The organism is Lysinibacillus parviboronicapiens (assembly GCF_003049605.2).
GTDB classification, from domain to species: domain Bacteria; phylum Bacillota; class Bacilli; order Bacillales_A; family Planococcaceae; genus Lysinibacillus; species Lysinibacillus parviboronicapiens.
In genome coordinates this window covers 2,212,161-2,230,703 of record NZ_CP073713.1, presented here as the reverse complement: position 1 = coordinate 2,230,703, position 18,543 = coordinate 2,212,161, and the positions used below count along the sequence as shown (strand labels likewise).

General features: G+C 36.3%; 25 protein-coding genes. 3 read left to right on the top strand and 22 right to left on the bottom strand.

The window, feature by feature from the left end; genetic code table 11:
- Nucleotides 1-130 precede the first annotated feature (130 nt).
- Entirely contained in the window at nucleotides 131-529 is a 399-nt protein-coding gene (locus C9J31_RS10620; protein WP_107950441.1) for a glucosamine 6-phosphate synthetase, read from the top strand.
- A gap of 88 nt (nucleotides 530-617) precedes the next feature.
- On the opposite strand, the gene C9J31_RS10615 is transcribed toward C9J31_RS10620, so the two are convergent.
- Together C9J31_RS10615 and C9J31_RS10610 are read right to left on the bottom strand one after the other, a co-directional pair.
- A protein-coding gene (locus C9J31_RS10615) for an IS3 family transposase (protein ID WP_211634924.1) occupies nucleotides 618-1,768 on the bottom strand; the annotation gives its coding sequence in 2 pieces (ribosomal slippage) (nucleotides 618-1,495 and nucleotides 1,495-1,768; 1,152 coding nt in all).
- A gap of 124 nt (nucleotides 1,769-1,892) precedes the next feature.
- A complete protein-coding gene (locus C9J31_RS10610; RefSeq protein ID WP_244854909.1) occupies nucleotides 1,893-2,177 on the bottom strand; it encodes a hypothetical protein in 285 nt (94 codons plus the stop codon).
- A 463-nt stretch (nucleotides 2,178-2,640) separates the two neighbouring features.
- On the opposite strand from C9J31_RS10610, the gene C9J31_RS10605 reads away from it, so the two are divergent.
- Nucleotides 2,641-3,822 (top strand): multidrug effflux MFS transporter, encoded by a 1,182-nt coding sequence (locus C9J31_RS10605; RefSeq protein ID WP_193767059.1) that lies wholly within the window; start codon nucleotides 2,641-2,643, stop codon nucleotides 3,820-3,822.
- 159 nt (nucleotides 3,823-3,981) lie between these two features.
- On the opposite strand, the gene C9J31_RS10600 is transcribed toward C9J31_RS10605, so the two are convergent.
- The 14 genes from C9J31_RS10600 to C9J31_RS10535 form a co-directional block, all read right to left on the bottom strand.
- The gene (locus C9J31_RS10600; RefSeq protein WP_107925919.1) at nucleotides 3,982-4,491 is read right to left on the bottom strand and encodes a hypothetical protein; all 510 of its coding nucleotides are present in this window, start codon (nucleotides 4,489-4,491) and stop codon (nucleotides 3,982-3,984) included.
- 180 nt (nucleotides 4,492-4,671) lie between these two features.
- Complete coding sequence (locus tag C9J31_RS10595; protein ID WP_107949165.1) at nucleotides 4,672-5,388, bottom strand: SDR family NAD(P)-dependent oxidoreductase; 717 nt, start codon at nucleotides 5,386-5,388, stop codon at nucleotides 4,672-4,674.
- A gap of 161 nt (nucleotides 5,389-5,549) precedes the next feature.
- The gene (locus C9J31_RS10590; RefSeq protein WP_107949163.1) at nucleotides 5,550-6,017 is read right to left on the bottom strand and encodes a GNAT family N-acetyltransferase; all 468 of its coding nucleotides are present in this window, start codon (nucleotides 6,015-6,017) and stop codon (nucleotides 5,550-5,552) included.
- Between the two features lie 15 nt (nucleotides 6,018-6,032).
- Entirely contained in the window at nucleotides 6,033-6,917 is an 885-nt protein-coding gene (locus C9J31_RS10585; protein WP_107949179.1) for a GNAT family N-acetyltransferase, read from the bottom strand.
- 447 nt (nucleotides 6,918-7,364) lie between these two features.
- Complete coding sequence (locus C9J31_RS10580; protein WP_107949161.1) at nucleotides 7,365-7,658, bottom strand: RNA polymerase alpha subunit C-terminal domain-containing protein; 294 nt, start codon at nucleotides 7,656-7,658, stop codon at nucleotides 7,365-7,367.
- A gap of 139 nt (nucleotides 7,659-7,797) precedes the next feature.
- The gene (locus C9J31_RS10575) at nucleotides 7,798-8,217 is read right to left on the bottom strand and encodes a GNAT family N-acetyltransferase (RefSeq protein WP_193767058.1); all 420 of its coding nucleotides are present in this window, start codon (nucleotides 8,215-8,217) and stop codon (nucleotides 7,798-7,800) included.
- 226 nt (nucleotides 8,218-8,443) lie between these two features.
- On the bottom strand, nucleotides 8,444-8,617 hold the full coding sequence (locus C9J31_RS10570; protein ID WP_193767057.1) for a hypothetical protein: 174 nt from the start codon (nucleotides 8,615-8,617) through the stop codon (nucleotides 8,444-8,446).
- A 291-nt stretch (nucleotides 8,618-8,908) separates the two neighbouring features.
- Nucleotides 8,909-9,328, bottom strand: a complete 420-nt coding sequence (locus C9J31_RS10565) for a type II toxin-antitoxin system HicB family antitoxin (RefSeq protein ID WP_107949158.1) — start codon at nucleotides 9,326-9,328, stop codon at nucleotides 8,909-8,911.
- Between the two features lie 122 nt (nucleotides 9,329-9,450).
- Complete coding sequence (locus C9J31_RS10560; RefSeq protein ID WP_107949156.1) at nucleotides 9,451-10,485, bottom strand: serine hydrolase domain-containing protein; 1,035 nt, start codon at nucleotides 10,483-10,485, stop codon at nucleotides 9,451-9,453.
- A 515-nt stretch (nucleotides 10,486-11,000) separates the two neighbouring features.
- Nucleotides 11,001-11,474: a hypothetical protein gene (locus C9J31_RS10555; RefSeq protein WP_107949154.1), complete on the bottom strand. Its 474-nt coding sequence runs from the start codon at nucleotides 11,472-11,474 to the stop codon at nucleotides 11,001-11,003.
- 124 nt (nucleotides 11,475-11,598) lie between these two features.
- The gene (locus C9J31_RS10550; protein ID WP_107949152.1) at nucleotides 11,599-12,306 is read right to left on the bottom strand and encodes a DNA alkylation repair protein; all 708 of its coding nucleotides are present in this window, start codon (nucleotides 12,304-12,306) and stop codon (nucleotides 11,599-11,601) included.
- A 722-nt stretch (nucleotides 12,307-13,028) separates the two neighbouring features.
- The gene (locus C9J31_RS10545; RefSeq protein WP_107949148.1) at nucleotides 13,029-13,499 is read right to left on the bottom strand and encodes a DinB family protein; all 471 of its coding nucleotides are present in this window, start codon (nucleotides 13,497-13,499) and stop codon (nucleotides 13,029-13,031) included.
- 385 nt (nucleotides 13,500-13,884) lie between these two features.
- A complete protein-coding gene (locus C9J31_RS10540; protein WP_107949146.1) occupies nucleotides 13,885-14,814 on the bottom strand; it encodes a PD-(D/E)XK nuclease family protein in 930 nt (309 codons plus the stop codon).
- Nucleotides 14,815-14,825: 11 nt separating this feature from the next.
- Nucleotides 14,826-15,566 carry a sulfite exporter TauE/SafE family protein gene (locus tag C9J31_RS10535; protein ID WP_107949144.1) on the bottom strand — a complete coding sequence of 247 codons (741 nt, stop codon included), beginning with the start codon at nucleotides 15,564-15,566 and terminating at the stop codon, nucleotides 14,826-14,828.
- Nucleotides 15,567-15,659: 93 nt separating this feature from the next.
- Between C9J31_RS10535 and C9J31_RS10530 the strand changes: the two genes are divergently transcribed.
- On the top strand, nucleotides 15,660-16,163 hold the full coding sequence (locus C9J31_RS10530) for a hypothetical protein (protein ID WP_107926961.1): 504 nt from the start codon (nucleotides 15,660-15,662) through the stop codon (nucleotides 16,161-16,163).
- 20 nt (nucleotides 16,164-16,183) lie between these two features.
- Here C9J31_RS10530 and C9J31_RS10525 read toward each other — a convergent pair whose 3' ends face one another.
- From C9J31_RS10525 to C9J31_RS10500, 6 genes are all read right to left on the bottom strand, one after another.
- Nucleotides 16,184-16,816 carry a hypothetical protein gene (locus tag C9J31_RS10525; protein ID WP_107949142.1) on the bottom strand — a complete coding sequence of 211 codons (633 nt, stop codon included), beginning with the start codon at nucleotides 16,814-16,816 and terminating at the stop codon, nucleotides 16,184-16,186.
- 9 nt (nucleotides 16,817-16,825) lie between these two features.
- Nucleotides 16,826-16,993 carry a hypothetical protein gene (locus tag C9J31_RS10520; RefSeq protein ID WP_167396038.1) on the bottom strand — a complete coding sequence of 56 codons (168 nt, stop codon included), beginning with the start codon at nucleotides 16,991-16,993 and terminating at the stop codon, nucleotides 16,826-16,828.
- Nucleotides 16,986-17,162 (bottom strand): helix-hairpin-helix domain-containing protein, encoded by a 177-nt coding sequence (locus tag C9J31_RS10515; RefSeq protein ID WP_193767056.1) that lies wholly within the window; start codon nucleotides 17,160-17,162, stop codon nucleotides 16,986-16,988. The genes C9J31_RS10520 and C9J31_RS10515 overlap by 8 nt, the downstream gene beginning before the upstream one ends.
- Nucleotides 17,163-17,372: a hypothetical protein gene (locus tag C9J31_RS10510; RefSeq protein WP_244854907.1), complete on the bottom strand. Its 210-nt coding sequence runs from the start codon at nucleotides 17,370-17,372 to the stop codon at nucleotides 17,163-17,165.
- 180 nt (nucleotides 17,373-17,552) lie between these two features.
- Complete coding sequence (locus tag C9J31_RS10505) at nucleotides 17,553-17,996, bottom strand: GNAT family N-acetyltransferase (protein WP_107949141.1); 444 nt, start codon at nucleotides 17,994-17,996, stop codon at nucleotides 17,553-17,555.
- Between the two features lie 27 nt (nucleotides 17,997-18,023).
- Nucleotides 18,024-18,467: a GNAT family N-acetyltransferase gene (locus C9J31_RS10500; protein ID WP_107949176.1), complete on the bottom strand. Its 444-nt coding sequence runs from the start codon at nucleotides 18,465-18,467 to the stop codon at nucleotides 18,024-18,026.
- Between the last annotated feature and the right edge of the window lie 76 nt (nucleotides 18,468-18,543).

Here is an 18,543-nt window from a genome sequence, read left to right as displayed (position 1 = left end):
CTATATAACGATACAAGTCTCTTAAAAGGAATTCCGAACAGAATAAAAGCCCAACATAGAAAATATTATATTAAGCTAGCAAAAATTAGTATAAAGGTGATAATATGTTGTTATAAAGGGGGATGAAAGCATGGGGAAACTAAGCAAACGTAATATTCTATGGATTATACCGATTGGCATTTTAGGGGTGTTTTGGTATTTTTACGGTCCACAAAAGGATATTACGGATAATGAATATATTACATATGTTAAAAACTATTCGATAGAAAATAGTAACGAAACATTCGACACAGCATTTTCCTCAACATGTAAAAATCCATATTGGGTCTATTTCGAAACCCAAAAGGGACAAGATGTTGTGGAATTCGAGGGAGATTGTCCAATCAATAATAAAGAAGCTAAAGTAAATGTCCAATTTTTAGTGGATCGTGATAGAACAAATGTGAAGTATGGTGCCATGCTTGTGGATAGTAAAATGCAAGAGGAAGCTGATCGAGATAAGTTTCTTCTAGCATTAGCTAACGACTAAATATTGGTCTTCAGCAATCGGTTGAACAAAAAAACCATGCACTAAACGGGACTGACCCCTGTATATAAGACAGAGATCAAAAAAGCATTTACCCAACCAGTTGTCGATATTGTACCGGCGACTGGTTGTTTAGTTTCGCTTGTATTCGGATATAGTTATAATACTTTACATAGTCTTTGACAGTTTGTTCTACGATTGCCGTCGTAGTACGCCTTAAATTGTCTAAGTAAAATGTTTCAGACTTTAATGCAGAATGAAATGATTCAATTGGGGCATTGTCAGCGGGCGTACCTTTACGGGACATGCTCATGATAATGCCTTTCCCTTTTACGGCCTGTTGATATCGATAAGACGTGTACACCGAACCTTGGTCACTGTGTAGTGTACACCCATCGGGTAAAGTACCTAGTTGGGATAAGGTATTCAACACAAAATCAGTATCTTGGCAATCACCAATCGAGTAGGCGATAATCTCGCCATTATATAAATCTTGAATACTTGAAAGATACAATTGTTTCTGACCAAATGGCAAGTAAGTAATATCGGTAACGAGCTTTTGTAAAGGTGCAGTTGCCTCAAAATTACGGTTCAATAAATTATCTGCGATATAGTAGGGTTGTCCAGTTTGTTTCCGTTTTTTTACTTTTACTCGACACTGCCAACCATATTTTTGCATGATACGTTGCACGACTTTATGATTCACGCGTATTTCTTGGCGTAAGAGTGCAGTAATTTTCCGATAACCATATCGGAATTTATGCGCACGACAGAGTTCTCCAATATGTCGTTCAATCGCCTGACGAGACCTTGCATCCGCAGATGCCTGTTTCCAACGATAGTAGGTAGATCGTGCAATTCCTAAATGTGCACATATATCCTTCACGCACAACGTTTCTTTTAGCGTCTCTACTAACTGTACAGCTACTTCTCCAACCACTTCCTCTCCAACTCTGCGTACTTTTTTAAAACCTCAATTTGTTGCTTTAAATAACGGTTCTCCATTACTAATTTTGTTTGTTCATTCTCATATTCAGGACCTTTACCAAAGGTATATTGTTTACCTACAGGTTGTTCAAATCGGTGTATTTCTCCGTTTCTATACCAACGCATCCATGTTTCCACTTGTGTTTTATGCCTTATATTTAATTCAATTAAAACCTGCTTCGTTGGTATACCAGCCAATCGCATCTCAATAGCCTTCATTTTTACTTCGTATGGATAACTCACTCTTGTTCCCATAGAAAAAACACCTCCTAATTGAAGTTTAGGTATCTAAACCCGAATTCAATCGAAGATGCTTTTTTTATTTGTCTATACTTTTGGGGTCAGTTCCCAAAGCTATTTTGTTTAATGCATGGTTTTTTTAGATGATGTTGTGTTGGACACTATTCGAAGGATGTATATTCATGATAAAATGTCGTTCAAACACCCGAATTTCCTTATTTAATTTACTAATAGCTAGTTCCAGTTGTTCATAGTTAGCCAGTTGGCTTGTGCTACTCTGATGACTTGGTATTGTTTTTTTTAGCGCAGCCTGCCCAGCGTATAGACTCGCTAGTAAATCCAACTTCCAAAAATATACCGTCCTCTTTTGATTTCCAATTTTTGATGCCTCCAAACCCATTACTTTATCATTATCAAACACCATCAATCATTTCCGGCTAGCACTATAACCAGGATACACCATGTTCAAACCATAGCTAAATCTTTTATTACCATATTTTAGGTTAAATTAGCAATTAGCATAATTATCCAATTTAGCAGTGATTGTTAGCCAACGAGTAAATAAAAATTGGCTTGTCCAAGCATATGACGCCCTATACGGTGGGGCCTTTTTTATTTCTTGTTATCTGACAAGTTGAATGGGTGCCATATATGGTTTTGTGCGTTATTTATAAAAAATTGAGTATTTTAAAAGTAATTACCATTTTTGTCTTTTAAAAAATAGTAAAAAGTCTTACAATTAGATTATCTATGCACTCCTACTGAAAGTTAAAAGGTAAATTATCATGTCATCCTATCAACGTATACTTATAATGGTCCCGCCGTTTCCCTAGCTAGGGTCTAATTACTTTTCGTCATTAGACCATGCTTGTAGGAGGGCAAAGAAATTGAATAAATATACTGCACCATCTTTACTTTTAATGATTGTTCTTGTGGCTTTTCCACAAATTAGTGAGACAATCTATACACCATCATTACCAGATATAGCGGTTGCACTCGGCGCTTCCAATAGTTCCGTACAGTTAACCTTAAGCATCTATTTTATTGGGTTTGCGCTTGGCGTTTTTTGCTGGGGCTGGCTTTCTGATTTCATTGGCAGAAGGCCCGCAATGTTGGGCGGTTTAATAGTTTACGGCATTGGCAGTTTAATGTGTTTTTACGCTGAGTCTATTACTTTCTTGCTAGTTAGCCGATTCATTCAAGCTTTTGGAGCAGCTACTGGTTCAGTCATTACACAAACCATTTTGCGTGAAAGTCTCTCAGGCAGTAAACGACATGCCATGTTTGCACAAATATCAGCAGTGATTGCCTTTACCCCTGCTATAGGACCACTTATTGGCGGCTGGGTCGATGAAGCCCTTGGTTTCAAAGCTGTTTTTTGTGTACTGATAATCATGAGTATTTTGTTGTTTATATATGCTTATTGCAAGTTACCTGAAACGACAAATGTTTCAACTAGAAAACGAATTGCTATTTACCCCGTAGTGAAGCGAATCATTTCATCACCGCAAGTGGTCGTTTTTGGACTAGTCATTGGCGGAATAAATGGGATTTTATTCAGTTACTACGCTGAGGCACCTTTTATATTTATAGAACACTTTCATATTTCTCCTGGGCTCTATGGTTTCTTAGGAATCGTCGTGGCATTGGCATCTATTTTTGGTGCTATGATTTCTAAAAAGCTCGTATCTATTTGGCAACCAGAAAAAATTATTCACCTTGGCTGTTGCGTAATGACTATTGGCTCTTTATTACTAACACTCGTCACTACAGTTGCTATTCTACCAAATATCGTGTTAATGATAAGTATATTAACGTTTATATTTATCCTGTTATTGGGAGCTGGCATTGCGTTACCGAACTGTTTAAGTCTGGCGCTCGTAAATTTCCAAGATGTAGTGGGAACAGCTGGAGCTATTTTCAGTTTAGGTTATTACTTGTTAGTAAGTCTCGTCACATTCGGAATGAGTTTTCTTCATAATGGTTCATTGTATACAATGCCACTATATTTCTTGATAATGTCCATCATCATGTGGGCACTTGGGAAAAAATATATTTTAACAAGCTAAACTCCAAACGCCACCCTATTTAATAATGGGGTGGCTTTCTATTGCATCGAGTTTACTGATGAAGATATCCATTCAAGGATTCACCACGTTATTTGTCCAATTTAACAGGTAATTTTTCTAAATAAAAAACCTCCCATCGATGATATGGGAGGCTATGGATTATTTAAAATAATAATTCACTACTTCTTCGGCTGAATAGAACGTCACATTATTTTGGGTCCTATAAATAACATTTGCAACACGACACGCATCTTGGAGATTTTTAGCGTAATTCAATTTATCACTCATTTGCTCCAAAAATTCAGAAAAACCATCCATATAATTCGAATTGGTCTGTGCATTCTTGTTGTGTTTAATATCTAAAATAATGGAAAGCCTATCTTCGGCAAAATTATTAAAATTTATAAAAAAACATTCTTCCAAGTCTTTTGAATGTTTATCGACATTAACAGTAGCCTCTTTATATTTTGCAATTAAACCAGTCTGCGTTAATGTAACAGTAAAGCCACTCTCAACTAAACGCTTGTTTACAGCATCCAAGAATTTATCCACCTCGGAAGTCATTTTAGGCGAAACAGTCGTTTTTTTTAAATCTTCGCAGTTTTTGTAAATCGCATCAATTTCCTCTTGTTTATCAATCAGTAGTTTTAAATTCGAAACTGTATACACAGTAAATCTCCCCTTTTTAATAAGTTCGACAAAAGGAAAGATTTTTAATCAGATACTGTAGTTTTTCATCGGGCATCTACGCAATAACCGGTACGATTTTCCTATTGAGGTGACACCATAAATTGGTCACTATTTCTTGAAGTCAAATGTCTTGATACCCCGAATACGTCGATACTCACTTTATGCATTTAAATCTGTGATTGCTGGAACGTGAATTTCTTTGACGCATGACACTTTGGACAAACTGACAACACATTTGACAATCGCCACAATATCTTGAACGGGAATGCGAGTACCATTATATGCAGTAATAGCTTTTTCAGCACCATCCTCATAAGGAATTTCTGCCGCTAGTTCACCTGGGTTAACACAAGTTACGGCGATATTATCTTTTCTAACATGTTCGCGTAAAGCGTTTGTAATCCCGCGAATGCCAAATTTCGATGCCACAAAAGATACTTGATTGTTATTTGTATGATCCAATCCTGCGGTTGACCCTATCAAGATTATTTTACCATTTTGCGACTTTCTTAAATGGGGTAGTAATGACTGAATATATGTGATTGTAGATGTAATATTGATATTAATGATATTTGCGATATCTGCAGGATCGTCCTGTTCAAAATCATAATCATCTTCAAAGCCATTTTTCTCCCACACACCAACGTTATAAATCAAGACATCCACGCATTCATTCTTTAGCTGTTCACTAATTTTGATATTTTGTTGCGTTAAATCTGCTTCTAGCCAAACTCTTTGAACACCATCATTGATATCTAAGCTTTTTGGCCTACTTCTGGAGACAATCCACACTTTGTCCCCTGGTTCAGGTAACCCTTTAACAAATGCATCTCCCAACCCTTTACTAGCACCAAAGATTATATAATTTTTAACCATATGTATGTGACCTCCCGTTTCATTTCTCTAACCAAATGTTACCATTGCTTGCGCAGCAATTACAATTTATCTGTTTCAACACAAAGAGATAGAAAATGACCAGATTCTCAATGAGCACCTGGTCATCTCTATTTCGTTTCACACAACAATTGTAGTGTGCATTATTCTTTCAACATTGTTATAAATCGTATTGCTTGGTGTTTAAATTCTAGTTTTTTCTCAAAACCTAATTTTTCATATAAATGAATTGCTCTCGTGTTAAATTTTGCTACTGTTAGGCGGAGAGGTGCATGCGTCGTTTGTTGCACATGGCTTACAATAAATGAAAAAAACTCTATACCGAAACCTTTTCCAGTTAGGTCCGGTTTCAGGCCAATGCCTATATCGATTCCGTTTTCTAAATATGCATCAACTTCATGACCACTAGGTACTTGAGCAGATATTCCGGTACAGAAATAACCGACCAACTGCTCGTTGTCATTGACAATGGCCTGATACGAATTGTCGAGTATTTCTTTTAAGGTTTCACTAGAAAGCTCATTATTATAAAAATCATATGGTGCACTATACGTCCAATGTAACAGCTCAGTTGCCCATCTGTCATCCATCTCTCTAACAAATAATTGCAATTTTAGCCCCCCTTATTATGAATGTGATGTTAGTGGCCATAAAAAATGTTTCGTTTCCATATTTACTACTGGACGAACGAACAATGTGTCTTCACTATTCGTGATAAATGCTGTCTCAATGTTTGGACAATCAAAATCTGCAGTAAAATAGAAATGTATGATTTCTATATCAGGACATACAATACAATTTAAAATCTCTAAGTCAACTCTTTTTTTGCTAATAATATCAAAAATATGAAGTTCATGCTCTTGCTGTTCAAATATAATAATCACGTCTTCCTCTTCCACGTAGTAAATGGCGTCATGGAATACGAGGATTAAGTAAAACATTAGCAGATGTTCATTGTTTTTCACCCCTAAAATTGAAGATACAGGAGTTCTTGTGACTGCAAATTCCTTCATTAATGCAAAATCACCTTGATTGTTTATATCCAGATTACGAACAGTAGCCTTTTCCGTCAGCTTTTTTAAATGACAGGTCTTCAGGCTAAAACTACTTTCTTGTACCTTTTCAAAACCAAACTTAGGATAAAAATCTAACACCGTGTCATTTGCGAATAGATAAATAAAGTCACAATCCTTTTCATATTTTTTAATAATATGATTCATTAGCTTAGCTGCCAACCCTTGATGACGGTAGTCAGGATGTGTCATCACGGTTCCCACTTGAATGGCTCTGTATTCTTTACCATTAGACACTATATCCATCTTATTGACTGACGCATTTGCGATGACTTGATTACCATCTAGATAGGAATAGCAAATATAATTGTCACTCCAAAACCCTCTGTCATACCATTGCTGAAAATCGAGCGCAAATACTTTCTTAGCAAGTTCATTAATTCTTTCCTTGTACTTTAGATTGTCCCTGTAATCACTGACCAATTGATACTCCTTCATGCTTACCCCTCCAGTTATCATTTTAAAATCGTCAACAATTTTTACATCACCCTCCTGTAATGGCTTACTGCGCAAATTAAAATAACCAAAAAAGACCATAAGAAGAATCTCTTCTCATGGTCAAATTTTGGCTACTATAAATATACCTATCACGAAAAATAGATATACAAAGAAATAGCATGAAATTCGCTTTGATAAGATATAATGTCTTCTAATCGCTGTCAGTAAAAGAGTATAGAAAATAGAACTAAGAGCAAGCCCTTAATTTCACCTTTTACCATATAAAATTCATGAGAATTTTTATTGAGCGATTATAAGTTTCATCATATACAATCAAAACCTCTTTTCATAATTATTTCATCTATAACCATATATTATTTATGATAGATTGTACAATCTTAACGACTTTTTAGGCATGTTTGTGCATTTCATTTTGTCACCATAGGTTTACTTTTTAAACGATAATCCTTTTTCTTCTAAAGAAGCCCTAAGATTCGGCAATGAAGCTGGTCCGATTCCGTGCCATTGCAAAATTTCCTTTTCACTATACTTTGACAGCTGTTCCACAGTATTTATTCCATTGTGTTCTAATGCTCTTCTGGCAGGTGCAGAAAGTTGTGAAAGAAATCCATTTTCAGGTTTACGCTCTTGCTCACACTTAGGGCAACTTGGACAATCACTACTCTTATAGTACTTATGTCCGTTGTCACATATTCTTAAATTTCGTTTTGAAGTTGGCATTTATAGTGATTCCCCTCTTTCGGATACAAATTGTACCCTTCATTTTACTACCTTTAGATTATCTAAGAAATCAATTTGTTTAAGTGGAATTATTATATATTTTATATATAAATCTACAAGAATTTATATATTATACATACTAATATGCGAACTCTATAGCATACTCGTTTGCGAATCGATTGTTTTCATGTAATACCTTCTTGTCATATTCAAAAGAATATCTGTTCACCTTTTTTAAATTCTCTTTAAATAGCTCATGAATGACACAATCCCAGTGTTCATTTGTAGAAAATAAAGTGAATCGTAGCTCCTCACTTTTTCTTTGTCTATACAATTCCAAAAGGAAATTATTGAACTTTTGATTATCTTCTTTACCAGCTACAAAATAAATACCCGATTGTGTGCCAATAAGGATCGTCTCAGGATTTTTAGAATCTGCATAAACAATTCCACTAATAAAATTATTCAACACGGAATAGGTAAAAGTAGGAACTGTTTTCACGTTATTTTCTAGTATCGTTATAGCTTTTTCAACATCATTTTCACTAAGTATTAGCATTATATTTACCTCTCCCCCTAAACTGAATACATTGTTGATCATATGGTTGTCACTGTAAATTCATCTGACATTTACATGCACATTCTAAAGTTCTTTGTGAAATTCCATAAAGTATCATAAAGCGGCCTTTCCATATTCTTTCATTAACTTAAAAACCGTTAAATGACAGCCTTTCTGAATGACTAAGAATAACAGTGATGCAAAACCCCGATTAATAAAAATGTCATTAATGCATGAAAATACGGTACTGCAGAAGTGTATAAATAATGTAGGAAAAGGAGGCTGTATCTGCTGTTTCTTGTGCATTAGGTGTATAACCAAAATAAAGACTTAAAATCCATGCCAAAATAATTGTGGAAATAATTGCAATTGAAATTTTCTGAATTAACAATTTTAACATCTAAAACGCCCCCGCTAAAGACGGCATCTCCTTAAGTCACATAATACCTCACATTCGATGGCAGAGGAACATGTCGCAAGGCACCATATAAACGAGGATAACGCCTCCTACTCACCTGTTTTTTTTGAACATTCACTTTGATTTTTACATTTTACATAACCCGGCTTCAATTTATGTCTCTACTACTTTGCGTACAAAACGATCAAATGCTTCCTCCGCCTCTGTACGTAGCCGAACCGTACAAATTATCGGATAAGTCGGACAAATTTCTAACAACTGCTCTTGCTCGACCTATGTATGTAAATAATCAACTTTCACATCCCAAAGCCCATGCTTGTTCTTATAAGCAACAGCTTGAAAATCGCCATCATCTCGATTAAAATAAATATGCCAATGGCGCCAAGGCAAATGCTCCTCAATTTCATCTGCATAATCGCTAAAAGACGTTGTGATGAAAACAAGCTCCATCTCTTCTGTAACAAAGTCAGCAGGGATCGGTGCATCACTTGGCAAATCTTCATTATCATATAAGACACCTGCTAACAAATAAGCTAAATCCTTCTTCGCCTTGACAAGCGCTTCCTCTTTCGTGCAACCCACGCTTAAAGAATATTCCCATCCAAATTCCGGAAGTAACGTCGGGAAATAAACGCCGTATTCCTCGTTCTCTCTTTTAATAAACGCTGGATAAACAACATTTTCAAATTTCAAATCAACTGCACCTGCCCTTTATCTACCTTTACGAATCTCAAAATATTGTTTTTTTATAACGTAGGAGTGAAACTCTCACCATCGTTTAACAATTTAAATCAGCATCGAACAATTCTGTGCATTCACAAGGTTTTAGTTTTTATCAATTGTTCTTCTATACCACTCATGATAGCAAATGCTCCTTTTGACTTATTAGAGCAAACAACAACATTGATGAATACATCAGGATAATAGGCAGAGTGAAAGCTAACACCTGGATCATAACCCATAATATGATATTTAAGCACTGCATCATTTCTTTTTTTAATCCACAATCCATAACCATAGTAGTCTTCCTGATTTTCCTGAACGTGTGGGGTCAGTAACAGCTTTGTTACTTTTTCACTTAGTAATGAATAACTCAACAGAGCATCCCATAGCCTCTCCATGTCATGTACAGTAACAAATGCGCCGCCATCGGAACCACCTTTTGCTGGTAAGGAATAAATATTTGTTTTCCATGTACCATCGTCAAAATCGATATAACCTTGTGCTGTATTAGCTGGTAGCGCATCTAATTCAAAAAAACCTGCATGCGTCATAGCCGCTTGTTGAAAAATATTTTTTTGGATGTAATCATCAAAATTGCTTTGACTTGCCTGTTCTACAACTAAGCCCAGTAAAATGTAGCCAGCATTATTATAGTGAAATCTTTCTCCAACTTTCGATTTCATCGGTAGGTCTTGGAATAAAGGTAGGAAATCTTTTAAAGTTCTCATTCGATACATAGGTGTTTGAATCCACAGTTCTTCAAAATCATCCATCAGTTCCTCATCAAAATAATCAGGTATTCCAGAGGTATGTGTTAGAAGATGATGGATTGTTACCTCATCATCAAAGTGTTTAAAATTATGGTTAATGCACGCACTCAATTTAGAATCAAAAGAAATTTCCCCTCTTTCAACAAGTTGGCAAATTGCTATAGCAGTAAAAAGCTTACAGCCAGATGCAATGCCAAAACGAGTGGATGAACGATTTTCTATTTGTTCTGACCGATTTGCATAACCAAAGTTTTGATTTAGTAACAATTCTTTATCCTTCCCTTTTACAAATACTGCACCTGAAAAATCAATCCTATCTTTCATATCCTTTACTATCTCTTGTAAGTTTACGCTCATAGCTAATTCCCCTTGATCGCATATTATGATTGCCAAAAAAACTAATTTTTCCCTATTTTAATAATAAAGAATTTTTAGAATTGATACAAGTTCGTTCACCTCGTTCTTTTTAGTGATGGCTCCACGTGATGAATTATTAACACCTTTATCCAATTAGACTTCATAAGTAAAACCAATGTTCTGAATGTCAAACTACATTCTTTTAAGTCCATCACCCGAGTAGCTTTGTTACGATAGACGCCGTCACTGCTGAAATGGATAATGGATTACGTGGAGGTATATGGGGTGCCTTAAGGATGGATTATCATCCTTTAGGCTTTCTCATGGAGTATATGTATTGTAGGAATTTTACTAATTATTGAGCCATAAAAATAAAGAACTTATGAGGCTCTGTTACCTTTTTCGCCCCACTAAAAAAGTTCATGTTCAAAATTATTTGAGTACCTAATTTTTGTCATTTATTCATTGCTCTAATACCCTATTATTGAATGGATGTTCAATGCTAGACTATGCATTTAAAAATTATTTACTTCTAATTTCAAACAAGCAACAAAATCATTTATTTGTTCCATTTTTACCTTTAGACATAATGCAGGACCAGTTTCTGTTGCTCTATAATTATTTTTCTCACCTGCATCTAACACAAAAATTAATCTATAATAAGGCACCCATTCATCCCTTTCGTGTTCGGGTACTTGCAGAAAACCATAGCCCGGGTAATAATAACTACCAAATAGCGGAATATGATAAATACACAACCCGGGATCATGAGCCTCTAGCATGCTTAGATGTTTAATATCGATTTGTTTTAAATCATCTAATAACCTTAAGAAGTCTCTTTTTAAGCAAACGATTTCCGTATGCACCTCTGGAAAAGCAGGACCGGAGCGGAAATGAATATGGAATTTTACACTCTCATCATTCACTAATTGTAAATTTATTTCAACTTCACAATCAGGTTTACTAGCGTAATCTGTTAATATAGCCATAATTAGATCTCCTTTTTACTAGTTAGCTTCTAAAGCTAACTATATAAATACCAACAAAATAGCGATAAAAAAATAAATCCATGTCCGGATAATGGAACATTGATTACGATTCGAGGCGCTGCTGTTAACATCTGACATGCTTGCGTTTAAAACCAAGCTTTCCTTTATCGACTTCTTTTTGAATACTTTCGTAGGCATTTAGGAAACTGCTTTTTTTCTTGTCCCGTTTGACTTCTACTGTTCCTATTGCCTTTGCGGTCTCGACTGCCTTTTCATGGAGTGGCAAATATGAAATCCCCACGGTGTATAGAAAATTATTCATAGCTGATTTCGTCCGTTCTGGCGAATCATGTATCGTATTTTTCACACTATCAAGCATATCAGAAATTTTACTTTCAGAAAATTCGATATCTTGTCGATTTCCTAAAAGCCAACAGTAGCAACTCCAGCCCGCTGACATTCTCAGCTCTTTACCGCTTGCTATCCATTTATCAGCAACTTCTTGTGCAATATCTGACTCTGATAAAGTTACGGCCACCACATAATCGGACAGCATGTAAAAATACGCCGCATCCATCCAGCGATCATAATCCGACTCAGTCATGCCTTGTGGGTCTGCAATAATGCCTGCAAAATACATTGCATCGTAATTCCCTGTAGCATATAGCTCTTCAGCTAAACTCTGACTTATTTTTATTTTCTTTGCAATTGGTTTCATAGCACCTGTAGCCACGCCGAAAAGCGGCTCATGCGCACCATTGGATATGTACGTTTTTTTAGTTCGTTCCTTGCCAAGTGTTTCAAGCTCCTGCATAACCATTTCTAAATTCATCTTTGGCACTTCCTTCTGTTTGGAGTCTTCTCCTTAATATAAAATCTTGCAAATCCAACACCATTATCCTATAACAAACTATCATTGTCAGTAAAATTACCGTCTAAGCACAAGGATTGTTCTACTAGCATCCATTGACGCGTAGAGGCACCTTGATGTCAAACTGCTAGTAAGAAATTAATGATTTACAATACCTTCTATGACAATTACATAAAATGCTTAAAATCAAGCTCTATTAAATGGCGTAATAAACACTTCTGTTATTATATATTACATTCGCAGTATCCATGCATCCAAACGTACAGTCTAATTGGATTAATACTGGGATTTCTTTAATTTTCGTATTTTGTTGACTCCGTATAGTAAAAACTTTTATTTTACAAAAAATAATGCGTATGAAAAATAATAAATTGAACTATACTATTAAAGATTTCACTTCGAATCCAAGTGACTAGGAGGGTTAACCCGATGAGTGCGATTGATCGATAGCTCTGAAGGACCATCAATACTGATGAAAGCTAAAGTACTGTGTCTTAGGATACCATGCGGAAGCGAGGCAGTGTGTCATGGAGGAGTAAATGTAAGTGCTAATCAAAAACCCGGAATGTTATTTCCGGGTTTTTTTATATTGCAATTACTCATCATTCGTTGGTCACTTTTTAGTTATCAATTTTATATAAAAGAGCCCAGGTTCGTTCTCTAACTATAAAGACCTCTTTGCTCTAATTCCAGCTCTTTTGTATCTTCCGAATATATACAATTTGACCGATATGATATGCATTATGTGTCGTTACATTCCCCAAGACTTGCCACCATTTAGCATTAAAGTACCCTTGAACATCGCTTTCTAGTTGTTCTTCTGTTAATATTTCTTGCCAATGTAAAAGAACTTCTAATAGTTCTTTTTGAAGTTCATAGAATGTTTTATTTTTCGAAATGGTAAACGTACTGTCATTACTCTCTATAGTTGCAACTGCATGAACATTATGTTCTTTAAACCTTGTTTGCCACGTTTCGTTCCAATAAAGCAAATGCTGGACAATCTCGGCAATACTATTACTTTCTTCACTCACCTTCCAATAGGCTTCTTCTTCTGTTAAATTTTTCACACATTGTGAAAATGGAACGTACCAACTTGGATCGTTTGCATTAGCTAACAACTGATCAGACAAAACATCTTTTGGGTGAAACATACCTGCTACACTCCTTCTTAAGGTTTATGATTTAAATACCTTTATTTAATGTTACTCATACTCTTTGATATGGTTATTTCCATCTTTTTTGACTCTATCTTCTATTAACCCTGCACCATTTGTTTAATAATACCTCATATAATGTTCATTTGACTCAATTTTCCCACTTGTCTTACGATGGTTCGCCTGGCACTATTGATTTAGGGACACAATCGCGTTCATTCAGCCAGTTGTAAAACAGCACTAAACTCTATCATTACGTTTTGTCCTCCATGCTGATGAATTTATACATACAAAAAACCACTCGTCAAGGAGTGGTTGCCCATCAATAACAATTTGATAGATTGGCTTTTACTGACACTTTTTGCTCATCTGTATAAATTTATCACTTACAAAGCTCTTTAAAATTGCAACGGATACATTTCCATTCATCAGAGGTTTTCTCAAAGTCCTCAAAATCTACAGGTTCGTTGGTGAAAATATCAGCTTGGTACTTTTTCATTTCCAAGACACTTCGTTGAAAAGTGTGCAAGATATTATCCATATCCAATGATGAAAAGGTATACTTTTTTCGTTGACCTGTTACTAAATATTCATTGTACACATCAATTTGTTCCAGAGCTACACCATATTTTTGCTGGATATAGTAAGCATAGAACGCTAATTGTTGGCGGTCGTCCTCAGACGCCCCACCTGTCTTCCAGTCAATAATGATCCACTTATCATTCATCTCGTCATAAAAGTGAAAGTCCATCACCACAAAAACTTGTATATCCTCAATCTTCATGGAGCGAAATTGTTCAGGCTCCCCAATACGCAAAGAGCCTGTTTGTGCGGTAATTTGCTGAAATGTCTCACTTTGTAGAAAGTTTTCAAATACCGCTTCCAAGCGTTCCTTATAGTCATGTACTAGCTCAGGGTTAAGCCGCCCATCATAATAGATTTCCTGCATCATATAAAATTTATTGGGCTTTTGTCTCCATAAATCCACATGCCTCGTAGAATCGATAAATGCTACATTGAGCTGACCACGTGCTCGGTTGACAAGCTCAGCCACAGACGTGACTTGACCCGTTTGAATATAATTGGTTATTGCTTGTTCAATCAAATGATGGACAATCTGACCAAATAAGATGGGCATCGACTGTAGTTTTTTTAAGCGGTAGGCATGTTGATGGAAAGGCTCCACATTATAGCTTAGCCAGCCATTATGGGCAAAATAATATTCATAGCCATATTTTCTCGTACAGCTTGTTAACGTTTTATGGCGTGAAAATGACCACGAAAAAGCTGGATATGGTGTAATTTCAAACATACTACCCCTCCTTATAACTGACTGAAGAAATCATAAACAAGCTGTAGCATAAGCACAATTGTCACAACACGCAGTAAGATTTTTACTTGGTTTGCTTTAACCTTCCTTGCAATGACAATGCCAATTTGCGCACCAATAATTGATCCGACCATTAACACAAGTGTTAGTGACCATTGTATTTTGCCTGTCGCAATATAGGTAATCGCAGCTCCTGAACACATGGCAAAAACACCAACACGTGATAGGCCGACTGCTTTCATGTACGTTATTTTTTGATGTGCATATGTATACAGCGCCAATGTACTACTACCAGGGCCAAATAAGCCATCATAGAATCCGACACCGAGCAGGATGGGCCCATTTATGCGATTCATCGTAAAGCTTTCCTTATCCCCAAAATCTGCCCCACCAATAAAGGACATTACTAGCGCAAAGCCAAGCAAAATAATCGCTATCAGTGTCAAAGTTTGACCGCTCAGAACTGAGGCAAATAGACCTCCAAGCGTGCCACCAACTAAGGACACTAATAATACGGAACGCATCTCCGCCCAGGTTAATTCCTTTCTTCTAAAAATCGTATAAAAGCTTGAAAAGGCACTGACCATATTGGACACCTTATTCGCTCCAATCGCCGAGTGTACCGGTACCCCCATCAACATCATTGTGGGTAATGTAATTAATCCACCCCCTCCGACTAACGTGCCAATCACGTTACCCGCAATCCCAATAAATAAAAATAACAAGTATTCCATGAAATCCTTCTTCCTGCTACGCACATGATGTAAATCTTATGTTACAGTATAACAGAATGCTATTTTAAAAGACGAAATTTACGAGGTGACATCATGCACGAACAACAAAAAACACCGACACCACGTTTCTGTAACCAGCTGACCTTGATTGTTGCAACCATTTTTATAGCGGGACTTACAGCAACAGTTATTCAATATCGGAAACTGCCCACTTCCATTCCAATTTTACAAAGCTTTACGAGTGACCACGCACAGTTTGGACCGAAAATTGCTATCTTTTACTTACCATTTGTAGCTTTGCTATTGTTTTTACTTTTGCATTATTTAGAAGTAAAAGCTGCTTATCCTGTGCAACGTAAAAATAAGCCTGTGCTATCTCATGTACAGAGACAAAATGGCATTCTTACGTTCTGCCTCATTAAAAATAGTATACTGCTATATTTTACGTATTCACTCTTGAATGACTTAATGATTGCTTTTGGACACAACCGTATTTTGCAACAATGGCAAGCCTACATTTTCCTTGCTCTGTTATTTATTATTCTTAGTTTTGGCATCATTCGTGGACTTTTTCTCGATAAAAAAGTAAAAAGCTAGTGGCACAGTGATTAGATGCCCTAGCTTTTTGTTATGTCCGTTTTCATTTGCTCAAAGGTATGTATTAAGGCATATTTTTGTACACCACGCGCGACGTCGATACTGTAGCCTGCAAATCGTTCGAATTCACCCTTATCTTTTAGCTGATGAGCATACGCTGCTTCAATCGCTGGTTGCATCCACGGCTGCGTTAGCTTATCACTATGCATATCAGAAGTCCTGCCCTCAAGTGCTGCAATATAGCAGGCCGTATAACTTTTAATAGGCTCCTTATCAATATGCTGTGCCGCTTCCTTTGCCGCTCCCAAATTCTCCTCTAGCAGCGCTTTATTAAACAAATAATTATATTTTATCGTTGGTTGTTTATTTTTGCTCGCAACATGTGCCAGTATCGCAATTTGATCTGTTCGGGAGCCATAAGCTATCGCATAAATATGAGCAAAAAATGGCTGCTTTTGACGAGCTCTTACAAATTTATCAACCAGCTGCATATTATTCGTTCGATATAAAATATGTATATGTCTATAAATCATAGCCACTACAATCAGTGCAAAAAAACCGAGTGCCACTGACATGCGTACTCCTGCTAGGGATAACACCATCGCTAAAACGATAATGGCCATATAAAATAAAGTTAACTTTACGATCCTCATAAAGACCTCCTACTGTAGTTTCTTTCGCATTTTACGCGAGAAAATAAAGCCTGCCCCAAGAAAGAATATGAGTGCCATAAATTTCATTAAGGGAATGATAAATAACTTACTTATCACAAAAACAACAATGATATAATAGACCACCATTGCGAGTAAAAACAATGTTAGCTTATTCACTAGAATTCCTTCTTTCTTTCAGTGGCGTCCCAATCGCTGCTAACGCTTTTGGCCCCATGCCATGTAAATCTTTTAAAGCAATCCGTTCCAATTGCTTCAACTCTGTATAACCCGCCGCATTTAAGGCCCGTATTGCTGGCTTTGCTACACCCTTCGGCCAGACCGTCATTTACGCTCGTCCTTTCTTTTTTCGGACATTTATTATCTCACTACCGATAATACCTATTGCTAGTATAACTAGTGAGACGACATGGTAATCTGTAAAAAATGTCGGAAACTCAAGTTCATAGTACATGCAGATTGCTGTTACTAGACGTCCTGCCAACATGACAAAACCAACAATCAAGCATACTTTGATCATTTTCTCGATGAAATTCACTGCTAAACACCTCTCGCTTTATTATGCAAGGGTGAACGTTGAAATGCAAATCGAGTCATGACAGCTGGTAAAAATGTACCGATGCTAGTAATTGACTAACTAATAAAAAAATGAAAGCTAGAACGCTAAAAAGCGACTAGCTTTCATCTAGTCGCGTACATTTTTCATTTTCGATGTAGTTTAGTTTTTATCTGTTAACAAAGATTTTCGAAAAAAGTAGCTCCATTTTTCATACCCTAGTCTTTCTTCATAAAACCGATGTGCATCGTTTCTGTTGACGCCAGATTCTAAGGCAATATAATGAGCTCCATTTTCTTTGCCCCACTGATGAATAGCGCGTAATAATTTTTCACCGTAGCCACATGAACGATAGGCTGCATCGGTTACTAAATCATAAACAAAAATATGACGTTCGCTATAAAAATTTACCCGCCAACTTATACCTGCTAGTGCAACGATTTGCTTGTTGTCGTAGAGGGCATACAATGTATAACCATCTTTTCGCATATCCTCGAGTAATAGAAGGTAACTTTCAAGTGTTAGTTCTGTTCGTAGTTGATTCATGATAGGAAACGCTTGAATCCATTCCTCATAAGTGGTTAATACTTGAATCTTTTGTGCCATCACATTCACCATCATTCCCTATCTATGTCATTGCCAATACTTGGTGTAATGAAACACCTCGTTATCTATTTTCATCCCAAGCTTGTCATACAATTTTTGTGCCTGTACGTTGCTCGTTGCTGTTTCTAGAGCGATATAGCGCGCATCATTGTCTTCACAATAATCATAACACCGCTCGATTAAACGCTGTGCTACACCTAGCTTTCGTGCATGTTCGGCCACATATAAATCATTTAAAATATAAGCTTTTTTCATCGCAACTGATGAAAATGTAGGGTATAGCTGTACAAAGCCAACTGCTTGCTCATCCATATAAGCTAAAAATAAGATAGATTCCCTTTTTGTATAGCGATCTGTTAAAAATTGCTCGGACGCCTCATCGTTTGTTTGCTGTCCGTAAAAATGCCGATATGCACTAAATAATGGCACAGCTTCTTTAATTGTTTCCGGTGTTAATAGACAAATTTTCATTAACATTTCCTCATTTCCTTTCATCTGTTATTCCTGTACTATAATAGTGAAGATTCTGACATATAAAAAGAAACAA

What these genes read in the sequence shown, in the direction of transcription:
- C9J31_RS10550 (WP_107949152.1), bottom strand. Translation starts at nt 12,306, where the DNA reads ATGAATTTAGAAATGGTTATGCAGGAGCTTGAAACACTTGGCAAGGAA.
- C9J31_RS10500 (WP_107949176.1), bottom strand. Translation starts at nt 18,467, where the DNA reads ATGAAAATTTGTCTATTAACACCGGAAACAATTAAAGAAGCTGTGCCA.
- C9J31_RS10555 (WP_107949154.1), bottom strand. Translation starts at nt 11,474, where the DNA reads ATGGCTATATTAACAGATTACGCTAGTAAACCTGATTGTGAAGTTGAA.
- C9J31_RS10595 (WP_107949165.1), bottom strand. Translation starts at nt 5,388, where the DNA reads ATGGTTAAAAATTATATAATCTTTGGTGCTAGTAAAGGGTTGGGAGAT.
- C9J31_RS10560 (WP_107949156.1), bottom strand. Translation starts at nt 10,485, where the DNA reads ATGAGCGTAAACTTACAAGAGATAGTAAAGGATATGAAAGATAGGATT.
- C9J31_RS10545 (WP_107949148.1), bottom strand. Translation starts at nt 13,499, where the DNA reads ATGTTTCACCCAAAAGATGTTTTGTCTGATCAGTTGTTAGCTAATGCA.
- C9J31_RS10570 (WP_193767057.1), bottom strand. Translation starts at nt 8,617, where the DNA reads ATGTTAAAATTGTTAATTCAGAAAATTTCAATTGCAATTATTTCCACA.
- C9J31_RS10575 (WP_193767058.1), bottom strand. Translation starts at nt 8,217, where the DNA reads ATGCTAATACTTAGTGAAAATGATGTTGAAAAAGCTATAACGATACTA.
- C9J31_RS10525 (WP_107949142.1), bottom strand. Translation starts at nt 16,816, where the DNA reads ATGAGGATCGTAAAGTTAACTTTATTTTATATGGCCATTATCGTTTTA.
- C9J31_RS10505 (WP_107949141.1), bottom strand. Translation starts at nt 17,996, where the DNA reads ATGGCACAAAAGATTCAAGTATTAACCACTTATGAGGAATGGATTCAA.
- C9J31_RS10530 (WP_107926961.1), top strand. Translation starts at nt 15,660, where the DNA reads ATGCACGAACAACAAAAAACACCGACACCACGTTTCTGTAACCAGCTG.
- C9J31_RS10540 (WP_107949146.1), bottom strand. Translation starts at nt 14,814, where the DNA reads ATGTTTGAAATTACACCATATCCAGCTTTTTCGTGGTCATTTTCACGC.
- C9J31_RS10580 (WP_107949161.1), bottom strand. Translation starts at nt 7,658, where the DNA reads ATGCCAACTTCAAAACGAAATTTAAGAATATGTGACAACGGACATAAG.
- C9J31_RS10515 (WP_193767056.1), bottom strand. Translation starts at nt 17,162, where the DNA reads ATGACGGTCTGGCCGAAGGGTGTAGCAAAGCCAGCAATACGGGCCTTA.
- C9J31_RS10610 (WP_244854909.1), bottom strand. Translation starts at nt 2,177, where the DNA reads ATGGTGTTTGATAATGATAAAGTAATGGGTTTGGAGGCATCAAAAATT.
- C9J31_RS10535 (WP_107949144.1), bottom strand. Translation starts at nt 15,566, where the DNA reads ATGGAATACTTGTTATTTTTATTTATTGGGATTGCGGGTAACGTGATT.
- C9J31_RS10585 (WP_107949179.1), bottom strand. Translation starts at nt 6,917, where the DNA reads ATGAAGGAGTATCAATTGGTCAGTGATTACAGGGACAATCTAAAGTAC.
- C9J31_RS10620 (WP_107950441.1), top strand. Translation starts at nt 131, where the DNA reads ATGGGGAAACTAAGCAAACGTAATATTCTATGGATTATACCGATTGGC.